General features: G+C 61.3%; 13 protein-coding genes. 7 read left to right on the top strand and 6 right to left on the bottom strand.

The features are described 5' to 3' along the window. Positions 1 to 650 precede the first annotated feature (650 nt). From K3G64_RS04545 to K3G64_RS04525, 5 genes are all read left to right on the top strand, one after another. The gene (locus K3G64_RS04545; RefSeq protein WP_238889307.1) at positions 651 to 1,220 is read left to right on the top strand and encodes a hypothetical protein; all 570 of its coding nucleotides are present in this window, start codon (positions 651 to 653) and stop codon (positions 1,218 to 1,220) included. Continuing rightward, positions 1,217 to 2,323: a glycosyltransferase family 4 protein gene (locus K3G64_RS04540; protein ID WP_238889306.1), complete on the top strand. Its 1,107-nt coding sequence runs from the start codon at positions 1,217 to 1,219 to the stop codon at positions 2,321 to 2,323. The genes K3G64_RS04545 and K3G64_RS04540 overlap by 4 nt, the downstream gene beginning before the upstream one ends. Further along, positions 2,320 to 3,795 (top strand): hypothetical protein, encoded by a 1,476-nt coding sequence (locus K3G64_RS04535; protein WP_238889305.1) that lies wholly within the window; start codon positions 2,320 to 2,322, stop codon positions 3,793 to 3,795. Before K3G64_RS04540 ends, K3G64_RS04535 begins: the two co-directional genes overlap by 4 nt. A 115-nt stretch (positions 3,796 to 3,910) precedes the next feature. Then, positions 3,911 to 4,264, top strand: coding sequence for a hypothetical protein (locus K3G64_RS04530; RefSeq protein WP_238889304.1), 354 nt, complete (start codon positions 3,911 to 3,913; stop codon positions 4,262 to 4,264). A 38-nt stretch (positions 4,265 to 4,302) separates the two neighbouring features. After that, on the top strand, positions 4,303 to 5,523 hold the full coding sequence (locus K3G64_RS04525) for a hypothetical protein (protein ID WP_238889303.1): 1,221 nt from the start codon (positions 4,303 to 4,305) through the stop codon (positions 5,521 to 5,523). Between the two features lie 346 nt (positions 5,524 to 5,869). On the opposite strand, the gene K3G64_RS25630 is transcribed toward K3G64_RS04525, so the two are convergent. The 3 genes from K3G64_RS25630 to istA (K3G64_RS04515) form a co-directional block, all read right to left on the bottom strand. Continuing rightward, complete coding sequence (locus tag K3G64_RS25630) at positions 5,870 to 6,553, bottom strand: class I SAM-dependent methyltransferase (RefSeq protein WP_370647099.1); 684 nt, start codon at positions 6,551 to 6,553, stop codon at positions 5,870 to 5,872. A gap of 106 nt (positions 6,554 to 6,659) precedes the next feature. After that, entirely contained in the window at positions 6,660 to 7,442 is a 783-nt protein-coding gene (istB, locus tag K3G64_RS04520) for an IS21-like element helper ATPase IstB (protein ID WP_441338866.1), read from the bottom strand. A 2-nt stretch (positions 7,443 to 7,444) separates the two neighbouring features. Then, positions 7,445 to 8,686, bottom strand: a complete 1,242-nt coding sequence (istA, locus tag K3G64_RS04515) for an IS21 family transposase (RefSeq protein ID WP_238886612.1) — start codon at positions 8,684 to 8,686, stop codon at positions 7,445 to 7,447. Between the two features lie 208 nt (positions 8,687 to 8,894). Between istA (K3G64_RS04515) and istA (K3G64_RS04510) the strand changes: the two genes are divergently transcribed. Continuing rightward, a complete protein-coding gene (gene istA / locus K3G64_RS04510; protein ID WP_238889302.1) occupies positions 8,895 to 10,448 on the top strand; it encodes an IS21 family transposase in 1,554 nt (517 codons plus the stop codon). After that, positions 10,445 to 11,257, top strand: a complete 813-nt coding sequence (locus tag K3G64_RS04505; RefSeq protein WP_083044876.1) for an ATP-binding protein — start codon at positions 10,445 to 10,447, stop codon at positions 11,255 to 11,257. Before istA (K3G64_RS04510) ends, K3G64_RS04505 begins: the two co-directional genes overlap by 4 nt. A 1,119-nt stretch (positions 11,258 to 12,376) precedes the next feature. On the opposite strand, the gene K3G64_RS04500 is transcribed toward K3G64_RS04505, so the two are convergent. From K3G64_RS04500 to K3G64_RS04490, 3 genes are all read right to left on the bottom strand, one after another. Then, positions 12,377 to 13,831 (bottom strand): polysaccharide biosynthesis tyrosine autokinase, encoded by a 1,455-nt coding sequence (locus K3G64_RS04500; protein ID WP_238889301.1) that lies wholly within the window; start codon positions 13,829 to 13,831, stop codon positions 12,377 to 12,379. Between the two features lie 216 nt (positions 13,832 to 14,047). After that, on the bottom strand, positions 14,048 to 15,790 hold the full coding sequence (locus K3G64_RS04495; protein ID WP_238889299.1) for a DUF4012 domain-containing protein: 1,743 nt from the start codon (positions 15,788 to 15,790) through the stop codon (positions 14,048 to 14,050). 224 nt (positions 15,791 to 16,014) lie between these two features. After that, positions 16,015 to 16,221, bottom strand: a complete 207-nt coding sequence (locus K3G64_RS04490; RefSeq protein ID WP_238889297.1) for a hypothetical protein — start codon at positions 16,219 to 16,221, stop codon at positions 16,015 to 16,017. Positions 16,222 to 16,463 lie beyond the last annotated feature (242 nt).

Here is a 16,463-nt window from a genome sequence, read left to right as displayed (position 1 = left end):
GACCTGCGGACGTTCAGCGACGCTTGGGCAGAGCGAATGAACCCGCGGCTCACCGGCCCGACCAAGCTATGTCCTGACTCCGGCCTACTCGAGTATCACTCGATCGCCAGCATCGGAAGCCAACTCTCCCTCGTTCGAGACCAAGTCGGGCTCGACCGCGTGCGATTCGTAGTCTTCGAGGACCTCAAGGCAGATCCCGCCGGTACCTTCGCGCAAGTGACCGGCTGGCTTGGCGTGCCAGATAGGGAAGTCGACTTAACGGCGCACAACGGAGCGCGACGTGCGCGTGGGCCGCTGCCGGGCCTCCTCAGACGGCCCGGGTTCCGAAAAGTCACGCGGGGAGCAAAACGAGCTCTCCCGAGCCTGATCGTCAGCAAGTTGCGCACGACAAGAGACCAGATGCTTTACGCGGATGTAACACGACCCTCACCTGACGCACAGCTCGCTAGCGACCTCCGTAGCGAGTTTCGGAATGAGGTTGCGCTGCTTGAGGAATTGACTGGCTTGCCGCTTGGGCAACGTTGGGGGTACTCGAGGTGATAGCAGAACATAGTCGAGCGATAGTCGCGCGGTACCCACGCCTGTACTGCGCGATCGCGCAGTTTAAGCGGGGGCGCAACCGGCACGTGGTGGATAAGCACACTGACTTGGTGATTGAGGGCCACCCGCGATCCGGAAATACCTATGCCATAGCGTGGGCGAAACTGGCCTGGCCCAATTTGGTCGTTGCGTCGCACGTGCATCACCCAGCCCACGTCGCGCGCGCCAACCAACTCGGCGTGGCGAGCCTCGTTATCGCCCGTCCACCAGCAGAGACCATCCGATCGATGCTGGTCTACTCGGGTTCGAATGCGGTCATCCCAGCCATTCGCCGATGGATCGACTACTACTCCTCCACTCACCTGGCCAACCCGCTCGTCTATGTCGCGAGCTTCGAGGATGTACGCGCGCACATGCCGGAAGTGGTTGCAGCGCTTAGCGACGCGACCGGCTTGGCTCTTGACAGGCCAAAGACTCTGCCGCAGGAAGCCCAATTATTCGACGCGGTGAAGGCGCTCGGTGATCGCAGGTTCGGCTCCATCCCGGAGCAGAAACTATCGATTCCCACGGCGAAGCGCAGCGAGCAAAGTGCCCGACTAGCGCCTCTTTTCGAGACGACCGAGGCCAGCGAGCTACTGCGTAGGGCTGACGACCTCTACCACCGAATTCTGGCGCGATGAGCAAGATTCACTTTCTGGTGGTAGTGCCTCCGCCGACCACTGGGATGACACTGGCGTCCTTGGCCATGGCGGAGAAGTTCGAGCAACTCGGCGAAATCGAAATTGAGCGGCGCTACGTCAGTGCCGCTCACGGCCAGACCGGTCTTCGATGGGGCCTTCGAAAACATCTTGCGCTGCTGCGGCGGTATCCATGGACCTCCCGTGGTGCTCTCTACGTTGTTGTTGATTCAGGGCGTGGCATGATCGGTACTCTGGTTCTTATCGCCCTAGCCCGTGTTCAGGGCCGTCGGATTCTCGCCCACCATCACGCGTGGTCTTACCTGGGCCGAGAGAACGTTGTGCTCTCGTTACTTGTCCGGGTTGGGGGAAAACGGACGATGCACATCGTCCTATCGGACAGCATGGCGAGGGCACTCCGATTCGCCGGCTCGTACCCCGCCCGAACCCAAGTGGTCTCCAACGCGGGCTTGATTTCTCCGCCCGACATGACTGATGCGCCCGCTGAAACCACCGGTCGCAGGGTCAAGCTAGGAATGCTCGGCAATCTGACATTGGACAAGGGCGTTGACGTCGCGGTAAGCACGTTGCGCGCGCTTGAGTCGGAAGGCATAGCTGCAACCTTGACCCTGGCAGGGCCAATCGCGAAGGATGCTGACGAATATCTGTCAGCCCAACCGGCCGCGAACCTCGAGAGAGTGGGCCCCCTGCAAGACAGGGCAAAATTTGACTATCTTAGGCAGCTCGATCTGCTCCTGTTTCCTTCGCGATACGCCAACGAAGCTCAGCCCCTTGTGATCTGGGAAGCGTTAGCCGTTGGTACGCCGGTTATCGCAACTGCCGTTGGCGCTATCCCGGAACTTGCCGACACCGGGGGCCTCTGCATCGTCCCGAGCGATCGAGCATTTTCTGAGGCGGTGATCGACGTACTAAGGGGCGATATCGCACTCATCCGATCGGATGCACGTGCCAGCTATTCCCGTGCGGCTTGTGACACCGTGTCGTCAATCGAAAAGCTTGCCGATGTAATTGTCGACAAACAGTCAGCACGGCCCAGCCGAACGGCCAATGAACTATTTCACCGAAAGAGCCGAGGCCTGTCGTGATCGCACTACTCGTCGCCTTGGCTGGCGCTGTGGTTCCGCTCCTTGCCTACGTCACGGAAAGCAAACGCAATCTGTCACCCCTCCCCTTCCTGATGTACCCGTATTTCGTCGGTACGGTCCTCCATGTTGCCTACTGGACATTCAACGGCGGACGTCCGACATATTTTGATCTGTCCCGCGCCACGGGGGCAGATTGGCAGCACGCCGTCACCATCCAGGCAATGTGGATGGCACTCGCAGTCCTCTTCTACCTGTCCATGTCCAGGAAACAAAGCAGCGAAAAGAACGAGCCACGCACGCACCACCGGCAAACGCGTGCTCTTCAAGCTGCGGCTTCAGGAATACCTGACAACCGTCGCTCGTCCGCAGCTTCTTGGGATCTAAAGGATAGCCCCAGTCGTCCTGTCACCTGGAGCAAGCACTACTCAGGGATAGCGATTGCGCTGCTAGCCCTCTCGGCAGCTGGTGTGGTATTGGCATTACGCAAATCGGGCGTCAACGGACTCGAAGAGGTGCTCGCCCGGCCAATCGCCAAACGGCGCGTGTTGATCGACGAAGCCGGATCGCCCGCGCTAGGCGTCGGCGGTCTCGCACGCCTACTCACGCTTGCTGCGGCGCCAACTGCCGGCGTGATTTATTACGCCATGCGCAAGTATCCCTCGATGAGAACCCGTCCGGCGCGCGTGCTGCTGGCCCTATTTGCTGTGGTGTCCACAGTTTCCGGAATGCTTCTCGGGTCCCGCTCTCAGGCGCTCTTCGTCTGGGCGCTACTACTTGTCATCATGATGTGGACCGCAAGGAAGGTTCGAGTCCGCCGGGTCGTAGTTGTCGTGTTGGCACTCGCCGTGACGGCCTCAATCGCAGGCGGGATTCGTTCAGTCGGCAACGAAGAGCGCGTAGGGGTTGACGTCGCCCCACTCGCGGCGCTCGGCGACTTTGCCAGTGGCAGAGAAGGCTACAACGCAGCCAAACTGGCGGCTGTCCGGGCCGCCGTCCCTGAGGTGGTCGACTATATGAATGGCCGGACATACCTTCAGGGCCTCGCTGCGCCAGTTCCGAGAAGTCTGTGGCCCGACAAGCCGAACGTCAGGCTTGGTCCGGAATACGGAGCAACAATATTCGGCCTTGGAACCGATCGAATTACGGGGCGCCCTCCGGGCCTGCTTGGCGAGGCGTATCTCAACTTTGGGCTGCCAGGACTCGCCCTCGCCGCCGCTCTGGTCGGATGGCTGTTCGCCTGGGTGCGCCAACGCACGCTAAGGCTCGCCGAGATATCAATCGCTGGAGGGGTTGCGACAGCCTACGTTATGCTGCACACAGCGCTGTCGCTATCGTCGGGCGACTTCGTCGGATTCTGGTTTCCGCTCCTGCGCGACTGCACCTTGGCACTTCTGATTTCGTGGGCCCTCATTCGGGAACCACATCGCAAACCTCCCAATACGACGCCAGGTAAGATTGTTGCGAGATCGTAGCGCGTTCCCCGCCATCGGTTTGCGCGCGGCGCATGGCTCCAGGCCATCATCGGCAGGCTGCGCGACGCCACCGCCGAGCAAACCCGTGGGCTGCACCGATGTTTGTGAGGACTGTGTGACCAACGAAGAAAATTTTGTCATCACCCTGCGCCCAGAAAACCGCGCGTATCACAGCGGCGATCAAATTGTTTCGTCACGCACAATTGCCGAGGTCGAAGCAATAGCAGCAACCGCGCGAGTTTCGACTGTGCTCGAAACTTGGCACGATTCGTTTGTTATTCGTTCTAAACGGGCAATTCGCGCCACTTACCATCTACCGCTGGTCGGCGCGACTTCTGTCACGCCGCTCGTGGTCCGTAGACGGAAGTGCCAGTTCGGAATAATGGACCTTCCCTCCCTCTCAGGTAAGCTTACTTCGGTAGGAGCAGGGGTTAGCGCGAAACCATTGATGCACGGCACGCGAAGGTGAGACTGTCGTCACGCCGAGCTGGTAGAACCCTCGTCGGGATGGCCGACCAGCTGCTGTTCAGTCTTTCCAATTTCATGCTGACGGTAATGGTGGCGCGCGAGTCGACTGCGGCGGAATTTGGAGCTTTCTCACTCGCGTATGTCGTCTTTCTCGTTGTACAAGGAGGTGCGCGCGGCCTCGTTGCAGAGACATTTTCGGTTTCCCATTCGACTTCGTCTGAATCGGATTGGAGAGACGCCGCAAAAAATGGCGCAGGCTCAGCGGCCACAATGGGGGTTATTGTCGGCGTAGCAATCTCACTTGGCGGCTGGTTGGTCGGAGGCTCATTTGGCCAGGCGGTATGCGCCCTTGGCCTACTGCTGCCAGGCCTGCTACTTCAGGACTTCATGAGGTACGCCGCATTGGCGGCTCGTCGCCCACGAGCGGCTGCGCTAAATGACTGCATACAGCTGCTCTTTCAGTCTGTCGGCATCGCTTTCCTGGTGCTAGGAGGCGATACTGCTGTTTGGCAGATCTTGGCAGCATGGGGGTTGTCCGCATGGATCGCAGGCGCCTTCTCGGCGTCACACCTCCGGGTGCGGCCCAACCTTTGTGGCATGCGCAGATGGTTCGATAGGCAAGGTGTGTTGCCTCGGCGCCTTGCCGCAGACAACCTCATTACTCAACTCGGCCAACATTCTGGAAGTCTCGCGCTAGCGGCTGTGGCGCCAATTAGCGCTGTAGGCGCCTTCAACGGCGGTACTACCTTGTTCCGGCCAGCCTCGGTTTTTTCGATGGCTGTAAAAAGCGCTGTTGTCCCAGAGCTCGTCCGATCGGCTAGACGTTCAATCAGCCGTTTTCAGCGAGAGATACTACTGACCGCCGGCCTCCTAGCCGCGCTCAGCATTGTCTGGTCTGCGGTGGTGTTGGCGCTGCCCGACTCTGTCGGGGTCGCCGTGCTTGGCGATACTTGGGAGACGGCCGAACCACTACTTCCGTATCTCGCCATTGCGCAGATTGTCTCCAGCTGCACAATCGCGCCAATGGTGGGCCTTAGGTCACTCGCAGACGGATCTCGAACAGTGCGGGCGCGTATCTATACAACGGCAATCTTCGTCGGTTCGCAGGTCGCCGGAGCCTTGATCAACGGCGCAATTGGCACCGTGGTTGCACTGGCGATCTCAAGTCCCATCAGCGCGTCAATCTGGTGGGCTTATTACCGTAGGGCGATAGTCACCGCCACCAGTGAGCGCGAAAGCAAACGGATCGCCGAACTGTGATATCCAGGTAAATTGGGCTCGCCGCGATTGGCATCGAGCGCTTAGGCCGGCGCTGTCCCTCGCTAAGGCCACGGCGGGCACTGCGCCGCCCAATGTGGCGTGTCACCCGGTCGCTGGGCTCCGACCTGGAACCGGACCGAGGCGATGGACCATGCGCTGGAAACCAGCGGTGAACGCCGTCGCGATCACGTTCGCCGACCGCTGCCGGGAAGTGAAACCACCTAATCGAAGATGCCGCTTACAACGCTAATCTGACGAACTCGGTCTGACACGCGCCCGACTACAATCGGCTCGCAAAATGCGAATTTTGTGCTTAAATGCTCATGACTCGACTTGCAATTGCCATTTAATGGGGGTGAAGCGGCTTACGAATTACCGCAATATTAGTAAAACTGAGCCACGGTAGGACTCGTGCGAGCTTAATCTCTGCTCTTTCAAAGCGTCCACTGCTCCTCGGGAGAATGGGTACCGAATCGCTTGCGTACTCGGCGACCTCGTAGGCCATGATTCGCTCAAGGAAGTTCATCCAGTGCGATCGGTCCCACGTAACGACGTGCCCTAGGTTAGAGTAGCGCTTTCGCCGGATTGCTTGGATGACGCCGATCGGCCGCATAGGGTTCGGAACCGCCAAAACCATTACGCCTCCGGGAGCGATTAGATCATAAACGTCTTGGAGTCCCTTCACTGGGTTCAATAAGTGTTCGAGGACGTGGGACATGGTGACCACGTTATATGAACTCGGCGGGATGACATCTGAAATGTTGAAAGTGTTTTCGTCGATAAGGTACGACTGGCGAATAGGCACGCTTTCGGCAGTGCTTTGCAGGCACTCTTTGTACGCGTCCGCCACATCAATAGATTGAAAGCCCAGCGAATGTACGAGCCGCGGAATGTTACCCGCGCCAGTTCCAACGTCCAATAGTGGAAGCGAGGGATCGCCATATTTCGCAACAAGTCGAGCAACAACCTGGTGGTATGGGCGATAACCAGTGTTCTTGTCCGCAATGTTTACGTGTACATTCTGGGGCATGACGCTAGTGTACCGAGCGGGCCTCGAGGTTCTCTAGAACAGCTGTTGACGACGGTCCAAATGTAGGCCAGAAGCGACGGTCGAAAAGTAGGCCACGTGGTTGTGGTTATTGTGCCGTGTTGTCTGCGCGTGCGGAGGGCAAGGTGTCGATTCCGGTGTCCTTGAGCCGATAGCTGGATCCCTTCAGGGTCAGGACGTCGGCATGGTGCACGATGCGGTCGATCATCGCCGCGGCCACCACTTGATCACCGAACACGTCGCCCCAGCGGGCGAAGGGCAGGTTCGAGGTCAAGATCAGCGAGGCGTGTTCATAGCGGCTGGAGACCAGTTGGAAGAACAGGTTCGCCGCGTCCTGTTCGAAGGGGATGTAGCCGACCTCGTCGACAACGAGTAACCCGATGCGACGCAGCTTGGCCAGCTCAGCCGGGAGCCGCCCGGCGTTGTGGGCGGCCTTGAGGCGAGCGACCCAGTCCACCGCGGTGGCGAACGCGATGCGATGCCCGCTCTGCGCGGCCTTGACCGCCAATCCGATGGCGAGGTGGGTCTTGCCAGTTCCGGGTGGCCCGAGCAGGACCACGTTGGAGGCCTTGGCCAGGAACGCGCCGGTGCCGAGGTGGGCGATCATGTCCCGGTTGAGTGCGGGTTGGTGATCGAAGTTGAAGTCCTCCAAAGACTTCCGGGTCGGGAACCCGGCGGAGCGGATACGGGTCGCCGCACCGGAGGCCTCACGAGCCGCAACCTCCCGCGATAAAACGGCCGCCAGATACTCTTCGTGAGTCCAGCCGGCGTCGCGGGCTTGCTCGGCCAGGCGGGCCGCGGCGTCGCGGATGCGTGGCGCCTTGAGGGCTTGGGCGTAGTGCAGGACGGCCTTCATCGGATCCTCGGCCATGCTCATGCCACCTCACCATCAGAAGTGACTTCGGCAGTGGTGAAGTCGACGCCGAATGCCCGGTCGTAGTCTGCCAGATCACGCACCAGCTGGTCACCGGTCGCCGGTGGCGGCCCGGCTTGGAACTGTCGACGCAACACCGCAGCGGTCTCGACGTGTTTAGGGTCGGTCAGGGTCTGTCGCGCTGCCCAGCAGCGATCGTGAGCAGCCAGCAGGCGCCCCGTCCGCATCACGGTCACCTGGGCCAGGGTGGTCCTCACCTCGACGAGCTGGCCGATCGCACTCGGATCCACCGAGTAGTCGTTGCCGGCCACCCGCAGGTAGTAGTCACGCCCCAACCGCACCGACGTCTTCGTCTCCACTGTCGGCGCCACCGGTGGCAGGGTCAGCATCTGGGCTTGGTCGGCAGCCAAGAAGTCCACCGGGCGACCATCCAACACCCGCACCCGACGACGGTTTGCGGTCGGAAGCCACAGTCCCAGTTGATCATTGAAGTCCTGCGGTGAGGTGAAGCTGCGCCCGGGCAGAAACGAAGTCTCCAGATACCGGTTGGCTCGCTCCACGATGCCCTTGGACTCGGGGTCATAGGGTTTGAGTTGCACCAGCCGCGAACCCAGCGTCCCGATCAACGCGGTGACCGGATCGGTTAACCGGCCGCGGCGTCCGATCCCGGCCTCGTTGTCCCACCACAACTCGTGCGGCACCGCGGTGAAGTTCTGTGAGAGCAGCTGCCACATCCCGGCCACCAGATCCATGGTTTGGCGCGAGGGCAGCATCACCGCGGCGATGAAGCGGGAGAACGCGGCCACCATCACCAGCACCGGCAGCATCGCCTCCTGACCGAACCCGACCGCGATCTTGGGTGCCGGGAACCACAGATCGCACTGGACCACCCGACCCGGCGGATGCTCGAGGCGGTCGACCGGATCAGCGGGCAGGTACTCCGGGCGGATCATCCGGACCCGCTCCCCAAACCAGGAGATCGAGCCCGTCCACCCCACCCGCTCGGCGAGCACCGTCGCCGACATCCGGGGATAGGCCGACAACAACGCCCGAATCCGCGGTTCCACCTCGTTGATCGCCGAGGCCGGCGATTCCCTCTCGTACTTTGGTGGATCGTCGCTGGCCAGCGCACTAGCCACCGTGTCACGCGCGATGCCGAGTTGACGTGCAATGGCCCGCTGCGACAAACCCTCGCTGCGGTGAAGATGCCGAATGAAGGCCCAGTCTTCCAAGGAGATCACCCATCCAATCTGTATGGGTGGCCTACTTTTCGACCGTCGCAACTTGTCGGCTGCCAGGTGAATGGGACCACTTCAGAGCTGGTTTTGCCATGAGCATGGGACCACCTGTTTGCCATTGATGGGACCATCTGGCTGGCGGTTTGCCAGTTCTGGGACCACCTCGGCGTGGCGTGGGTTCTTCCGGTTGTTGGGCCGCTGTATTGGCCTGATGAGCTACCGGGAGGTATCGGTGATCGAAATCGTGGAAATGCTGCGGCTGTGGCTGCAGGGGTTGGGGTTGCGGGAGGTGGCCCGGTTATCGGGCACCGACCGCAAGACCGTGCGCAGGTATGTCGACCGAGCCCGCGCCAGTGGGCTGGACCGCGATGGCGGAGACGGTCAGCTCACTGATGAGTTGATCGCGGCGGTGATTGCCGGGGTGCGTCCACACCGGCCGGCCGGCAAGAGCTTGGCGTGGGAGACGATCGCCGCCGAGCACGAGCAGATCAAGGCCTGGCTCAAAGACGGGTTGACGCTGACCAAGATCCATACGCTGTTGGGGCGCCGGGGTGTGGTGGTGTCGTATCGGACGTTGAATCGTTACGCCACAACCGAGTTGGATTTCGGCCGCCGCCAAGCCACGGTGCCGGTGGCCGACTGCGAACCGGGTGCGGAGGTGCAGGTCGACTTTGGGCGCCTCGGGATGCTCACCGATGCCGCCGACGGCCGGCGCCGAGTCGTGCAGGGATTGATCTTTACCGCGGTGTATTCGCGGCACATGTTCGTCTGGCCCACCTACCGTCAGACCCTGGGTGATGTGATCGCTGGGTTCGAAGCCGCGTGGGTGTTCTTCGGCGGAGTGTTCGCGGTGGTGATCCCGGACAACATGAAAGCCATCGTCACCACCGCGCATGCGACCGAGCCCCGGCTTAACGATGCCTTCCGTGAGTATGCGCAGTCGCGTGGGTTCGCCATCGACCCGGCGCGGGTCCGCAGCCCGCGCGATAAGCCGCGAGTGGAACGCATGGTGACCTACGTGCGGTCGAATTTCTATGCCGGAGAAGCATTCCGGGATCTCGACGACTGCCGCAACCGCGCCGAGCAGTGGTGCGCTCAGATCGCCGGGCTGCGGATCCACGGCACCACCCGGCAGCGCCCGGCCGAGGTGTTCGCCGCCGACGAACTGCCCGCACTCAAGCCCGTGCCTGAGACGGTATTCGACGTTCCGGTCTGGACCCATCCGAAGGTGGCACCCGACCGCCACGTGCAGGTGGCCAAGGCGCTCTACAGCGTGCCCGGAGAGCTGGTCGGCAAGCGCATCGAGGCCCGCGCTGATGCCCACTCGGTCAAGCTGTACTGGCGTGGTGAGCTGATCAAGGTGCATCCGGTGATGGCGCCGGGCCGCCGGCACACCGATCCGGCCGATCTCCCCTCGGAGGTCTCGGTCTATGCCATGCGGGATCTGAAAGCCCTGCAGCGCAAGGCAGCTGCGCACGGCACCCATGTCGGCGCCTACGCCACCGCTGTGTTGGAGCATCCGCTGCCGTGGACCAAGATGCGTCAGGTCTACCGGCTGCTCGGGCTGGTCCGCCGTCACGGCGCCGACGCCGTGGATGACGCGTGCCGCCGGGCCCTGGACACCGAGGTCATCGACGTCGGGCTCATCGAGCGGATCGTGACCCGCGGCGGCGGTGAACAACTGCCACTGATGCCCACACCACCGGCGCAGGCGTCGCGGTTCGTCCGTGACGGCGCGGATTTCGCGGTGCGGAGACCCTCATGAGCCCCGCCCGTCCCGATGCCGCACCGGCGGTCAAGCCGATCGAGGTCTCCGCTGACCTCAAAGCCCTGATGCGTCGCCTCAAGCTCGGGCAGTTGCTCGACACGCTGCCCGAACGGCTGGCGTTGGCCCGCACCAACCGGCTGCCCCATCACGACTTCCTGGAGTTGTTGTTCGCCGACGAGGTCACCCGTCGTGACCGCGAATCCGCGGCCCGTCGCGCCAAGGCCGCCCACCTGGACCCGGCGATGCAGCTGCAGGCCTGGGACGACTCCGCTGCGGTGGCGTTCGATCAACAGTTGTGGGCCGAATTGACCTCACTGCGGTTTCTCGCCGATGCCTACAACGTGCTCGTCATGGGACCGGTCGGAGTGGGAAAGACGTTCCTGGCCAACGCTTTAGGGCACATCGCGGTACGCAAACATCACAGCGTGCACACCGAACGGGCCGACAAACTGTTCAAACGCCTACGCGGGGCACGACTGGATGGCAGCTACGAAGACGAGATGCGCAAACTGCACCGCGTCGACCTACTGATCATAGACGACCTGGCGCTGCACCGCCTGGAGGCCACCGAGACCACCGACTTCTACGAGATCATCGTCGAACGCCACCGCGCCGCCTCGACCGTCATCACTAGCAACCGCGAACCACCCGAGATCCTGACCATGATGGCCGACCCGCTGCTGGCCCAATCGGCGATGGACCGACTGCAATCAGCAGCCTACGAACTCGTCGTCGAAGGCGAGTCCTACCGGCAACGCCAGAAACCAGGGACACGAAAGCCGGCCCCTCCGACTTCGTCGGATTGACCGGCAACCACCCCTTCGGCCACTATCAACGCACGGCCTGAAACCGGAACAACCCGGTCCCATGCTCATGGCAAACCAGAGGTCCCATCACCCTGGCAGGCGACACAACTGGCCTAGTTTTCAACCGTCGTCAACAACAGCTTGGATTTGCCGCAGGGGTCCTGAACTCGCCCTTAGAGGTTCCGATCGCAACAGCGGCGACTCTCCCACCATTGGTGGCGCGTAGATGTCGCCTACCCCGACCCACCAAACTAGTAGAGCGTCTCTGGGTGTAGGAGGCGTCGAGGATGTTCTTCCCGAATTCGAATTGCTCCGTGCGATTCTATGAGTGGGGGGTAGGGGTCGCATAAGAGCGGCACAGTGGTGCGAAATTACACGTGGGGTGAGCCCCTCGTAGTGGTCCAGTTGATCTGTACCCGCCCGTTTCGAGCGGTGGTTATGCGAGTCGGGGGGTCGAATGGTAGACGTGCAGAACGTTTCGAACTCCGTGCGGGTGATGTTACCGGGGTAGCTGTGGCGGCGTTCGACGGTCGGTGAATATGTTCGAGGAGTTCGCAGTGGGATTTGGTCGTGGTATCGATCGACGCGCTGCTCGGACGGTCAATCATCGGATGGCCGCGGTCGCAGCGTTCTATGGGTTCTTGATCGAACGGGATTCGCAGAGTCGCAATGGAGTGTGGCCGGGTTCGAGGACCCGGTTTGAAACTAGATTAGGGGCCGAAGCACGGGATGCCGGGCTGGGACTTGCCGTCCAGAGGACGGCAGAAGGTTCGCGCGATGTGGTTCCTGGTGCGCCGGAACAAGTCGCGGTGGAGCAAGTTCAGGCTCGTGACCGCGCAACGTGACATTCTGGCTGCGGACTGGTCAGCGTATCGGCGGGAGCGACGAAGACGGCCGGCGCGGCGTACTGGCGACGCGCGCTCCCGCCGACATCCGACCGTCGTTGTCGCACGATCATGGGTTCGGCTGAAAGGCGCCCGCGACGAGCATCGCGTTCCGGTGACCGACGATTGGTCGCCGCTGCGACTTGGCCGGTATGCATGTGTCGCAGAAGGTCTCTTTCAGCGTGGATTTCGTTTGCGATTGGGTTTGGCGCTCCCGCCCGATCTTCGATGAACGTCATTGTCTCGAGACGATGCGCCTTAGCGATGAGCCCCATCCGTCCCGTCGCTGAGACTGCGCAGAATCGCTGGGATGTGCCTTTAGATCAGCGCTCGACGCCCGCCGGCCCTCTCCGTAATACGTGTAGCTGTAGCTCGACCCGCCGCGAGTCGGCGTTATCGTGAAGACCGCACCGAGTACTCGAGCGCCGACGTCCCTGAGATGTTCCAGCGCTTGCGCGAGCTGATCGCGCTTGGTATGCGCGTACCGCGCTATGACAAGTACTCCGTCGGCGTGGGTTGCCAGAACTGCGGCATCCGTTACGGCTAAGAGCGGGGATGAGTCCACGATGACATAGTCGAAATGAGAGCGCAGTTCGTCTAAGACCTTCCTGGCTGCCATTGACCCGAGGAGCTCGCTCGGGTTGGGCGGAATCGTTCCCGAGGTAACGGCGGACAGCCCTTTGAACCGCGTCTTTTGCACCACCTCATCTAAAGAGGCGCCGCCCGCCAGTACGGTGCTGAAACCTACTGAGCCGATCAGCTCCAGATAGGTGTTGAGCCGAGGGCGTCGCAGGTCTCCATCGACTATCACGACGTTGTGTTCAGCTTCCGCCAAGACCAGCGCAAGGTTTATTGCTGTGATGCTTTTGCCCTCGTTCGGCATCGAACTAGTGACGACAATGACGCGAGGCGGGTCATCAACGGACAGGAATTGCAGGTTGGTTCGAAGCTTGCGAAACGCTTCAGCGATCGCCGAACTGTCGCTTTCGAAGGGTATCGCCGGTACCCTCCGGCGCTCCTTATCGAGCGGAATGCTCCCGACAACCCCGACGCCGGCAATGTTCTCTAGGGTCTGTCGTTCCTTGACCGTATTGTCGAGCATGTCTCGTAAAACCGCAAGTCCAATACCCAGCACCACGCCAAGTGCAAGGCCGATCGCAAGATTGCGCCTAGTCTGTGGAACCACGGAACTGGAGGGAATCGACGCGCGCTGTTCGACGACCACCCGCGCATCGGGTGTCGTCCCCTCTGGGGGCGTCTCCAGCTCCCGCACCATCACGACGAACTCGTCAGACAATGCGTCCGCGATGTCCCGCGCGCGTACCGGTGATTCGTCAACGACTGTGACGTCTAGCAGGACCGTATCGGCTTTCGACGTCGCATTGACATTTTTTTGGAGTTCGCTAGCGGTCATGTCCAGGCCGAGCTTGTCCACAGTGCGCTGTGCCAAAGTCTCGCCCATAAGTAGTTGCGTGTAGGAGACGACGCGTTGTTGAGAATAAAGATTTCCCTGATATATTTCGGCGACCGAGTCGCCAGACGTAGTGGAGACGAACAGCCTCGTGGAAGCCTCGTAGAGCGGGGTCGAAAGTAAGTTGAATGCGACGGCTCCCAGCAAGGTGAGGGTGGCGGTGACGCAAATGATGATCCACCGACCGCGCAGGAGTTTCACATAGTCCTGGATTGTCAATGTCCGCCCCTGCAATATAGTTCTTCGAGATTTTCCGGTCCGCTAGGTGACTGGGTGATTCGCGAAAGCTTATCGCTAGTGGACCATGCTGATCGCCGAAACACTAGTTTGCTGCGTAGGACATGCCAATTCGACATCTATACTCTTCCTCGTTTGCGGCGAATTCGTGCACCCATGGCGCCGCGTCGCATGCCCACACATATCACACCTTCACGTTCATTCTGAGCATTCGGGTACCGAAACTGTCGGCGCGACGGTCTCCCGCAACGGCTGAACCGGGACGCGCGGAGCGCCTGGAGCGGTCGGCTCAGAGAGGTGGAAAGTCAATACACCGGACTGCCCCGGCGGAACGGCGACCTGCGCCTCGAAGGTTGGGTGACCGCGTTCCGTGCCGGGGAAGACCGTAACTCGCCGGCCATCGGCGATTGCGCTCACCAATGTCGCGCCTGTCGTCGCTAGGAGACGAACCGAGGAAATCATTACGCCCTTCGGCACTGTGTTCTGAACTTCAGCCGGCAGGCCGCCTGCGGACGCCACATAGTCCGATAGTGGTCGCCCATCTCGCAGTGTGTTGGTCATCCTTACAGTGACGGTGGACATTCTCTTTTCACCGTCGCAACCGTCGGCCGCGTACTCGATTTTTGTTTGGAGGTAGTAGTCGAGCTTGTTTCCGCCCAGGTTGTTGATCACGACTTCTGCGTAGGGTGTGGAATCGTCGGGAACCACGTGGGCGAGCGTTGTCTCCTCGAGAAGCTTCTGTTCTGTCGGCGACGAACTCCACACCGCGATGCGCCGTTCACCAGCGGCCTTGCCGAGGGCATCGAGCAACTTACTCGGCGATTTTACTGGCCCCGTGGTCGTCTTCACGACTTCATTAGCGATGTCCTGAAGATATTGCTTTCGTGCGACTTGATCCGTTGGAAAGCGAGCGTAAGCAGTGGACTCGGTCAGTTCGACGACGTTGTCCTGCGTGACCACCTCGCCATCGGGCATCCTCACTGGGCCAACCGCGCCCAGGATGTAGCTCAGAGCGACTGGGTCGATGGCGATCACGCCATCGACGCTCATGCCGGACTCCTGCGCCCACATCGCTCGCCAAATCTGCGCAGCGTAGGGGAAATGCGAGCTTTGGTTGCTGTTCCGGAAATCGGAGAAGGGAGAGCTCTGGCCGTACTGCTTCACGAATTCCGGCCCGAGATCGACGGGCGCTGATAATCCTCTTAGTTCGGTGTTCGGAGCGAGGTTCTCAACGGTCGGCTTGCCGTTGTCCATTCGCAGGATCCCGAACCCGCCCAACAATCCACCGGTGCCGCGCAGTTCTGCGTTCGTTTGAAAAGCCATGAAGTATGTCCGCGGGCCGTCGGCGCCCATCATCGACGGAGCCAATTGCGCGGCCAGCGCGGTGTTTTCAAGTAACGCCGTAACTTCGAGCGTCTGATTCTGAAGTTCTAAGCGCGCATCGCGGATCAGCGATAGATATGTCGGATCCGATATAGCTTCGGCCTTAGCGTCGAGCCTGTTCGCGCTGTCCGCTATCTGGCTGAGTGCCGGTTCGTTCTCACGAAGCAGCTGTACGTCAACTCGCCCGTCATGAAGCAGCCGGTCTGGAGAAAGCGCCGCGCTGACATTCGCCGACGGCTGCAGCACGTCGGCCGCTAAGCCGAGCACGACATCGGAGATCTGCTGGCCCGTTTTGAAGGGGCTACCCAGCCACGGAACCACCGCTGCGATGCTCCACGGCAGTGAGTGCGTCGCGTCGCGTGCCGATTGCGCTTGAGACCGGGCTTCGTCTGCATACCTTGACGCCTCGGCGGTGTCTGCCTGCAGTAGCGCGTCTTTCGCCTGTTGCGCGCTACTGCGGGCTTGTTCGAGTCCTGACTTCGCCTGAAAGGCAGCAATACCGAGCCAGCAACCCAAACCGACGACAATCAATAACAGCAGTACGCCGCCGAACTTCACCTCTCGTCGGCTGAGCGCCTCGCGGAGCCGACTTACGCGGGTCTCGCTGTCGTACTCCCTGTCGATCGGTGCGTCATCACCGTCTGGCGTCCGTCGGAACGGGCGTCGCGAAAAGTTCGGCACCTAGGGATGATTCCGTCCTCGATTTCGGGCAGCACGTCGCAGACCCGACAACAACAGTGATCTGGCGTGAAACAGCAACCGCTTGGTGGGCTGTTGCCGGGTCAGCAGCCGGCGCCGAGGCCGATGAACCCTCCGCCGTAGGGCGACAGGTGGATGGCGCCGCCCAGTATGCAGGCTTCGAAGTTGAGCCCGAAGAAGTTGGGGAAGACGATGCCGAACAGCGGCACGAAGTTCGGGTTGGCCGGGCCGAACCAAAACAGCGAGTTCTGGAACGGGCTCTGGGCGGCCGCGAGGCTCGAGTCACCCACGATGGACGCCACTTCAGGGGCGCAAAGCGAGATGCTCGGGTCGCAGGCAGCGACGGTGTCGCCGCCCAGCGTCGAACCGATCGAGGCCAGCGGTGCCGGCGTCAGTGGGCTCGCATGTGCTACCGCCGCAGGCGCAAGAGTAGCAGCGGCCGCGACAGCGGTGGCCGCAGTGACCATACGAATTTTCGATGCACTAGTAGACATCAAATTCCCCCCTCCCAGAGTTAACTGTGAGCCTCGCA

The sequence above is a fragment of the Mycobacterium sp. IDR2000157661 genome (assembly GCF_022317005.1).
GTDB lineage: Bacteria > Actinomycetota > Actinomycetes > Mycobacteriales > Mycobacteriaceae > Mycobacterium.
Note: the sequence above shows the minus strand (reverse complement) of the source record. Positions and strands in the feature narration are given on the sequence as shown.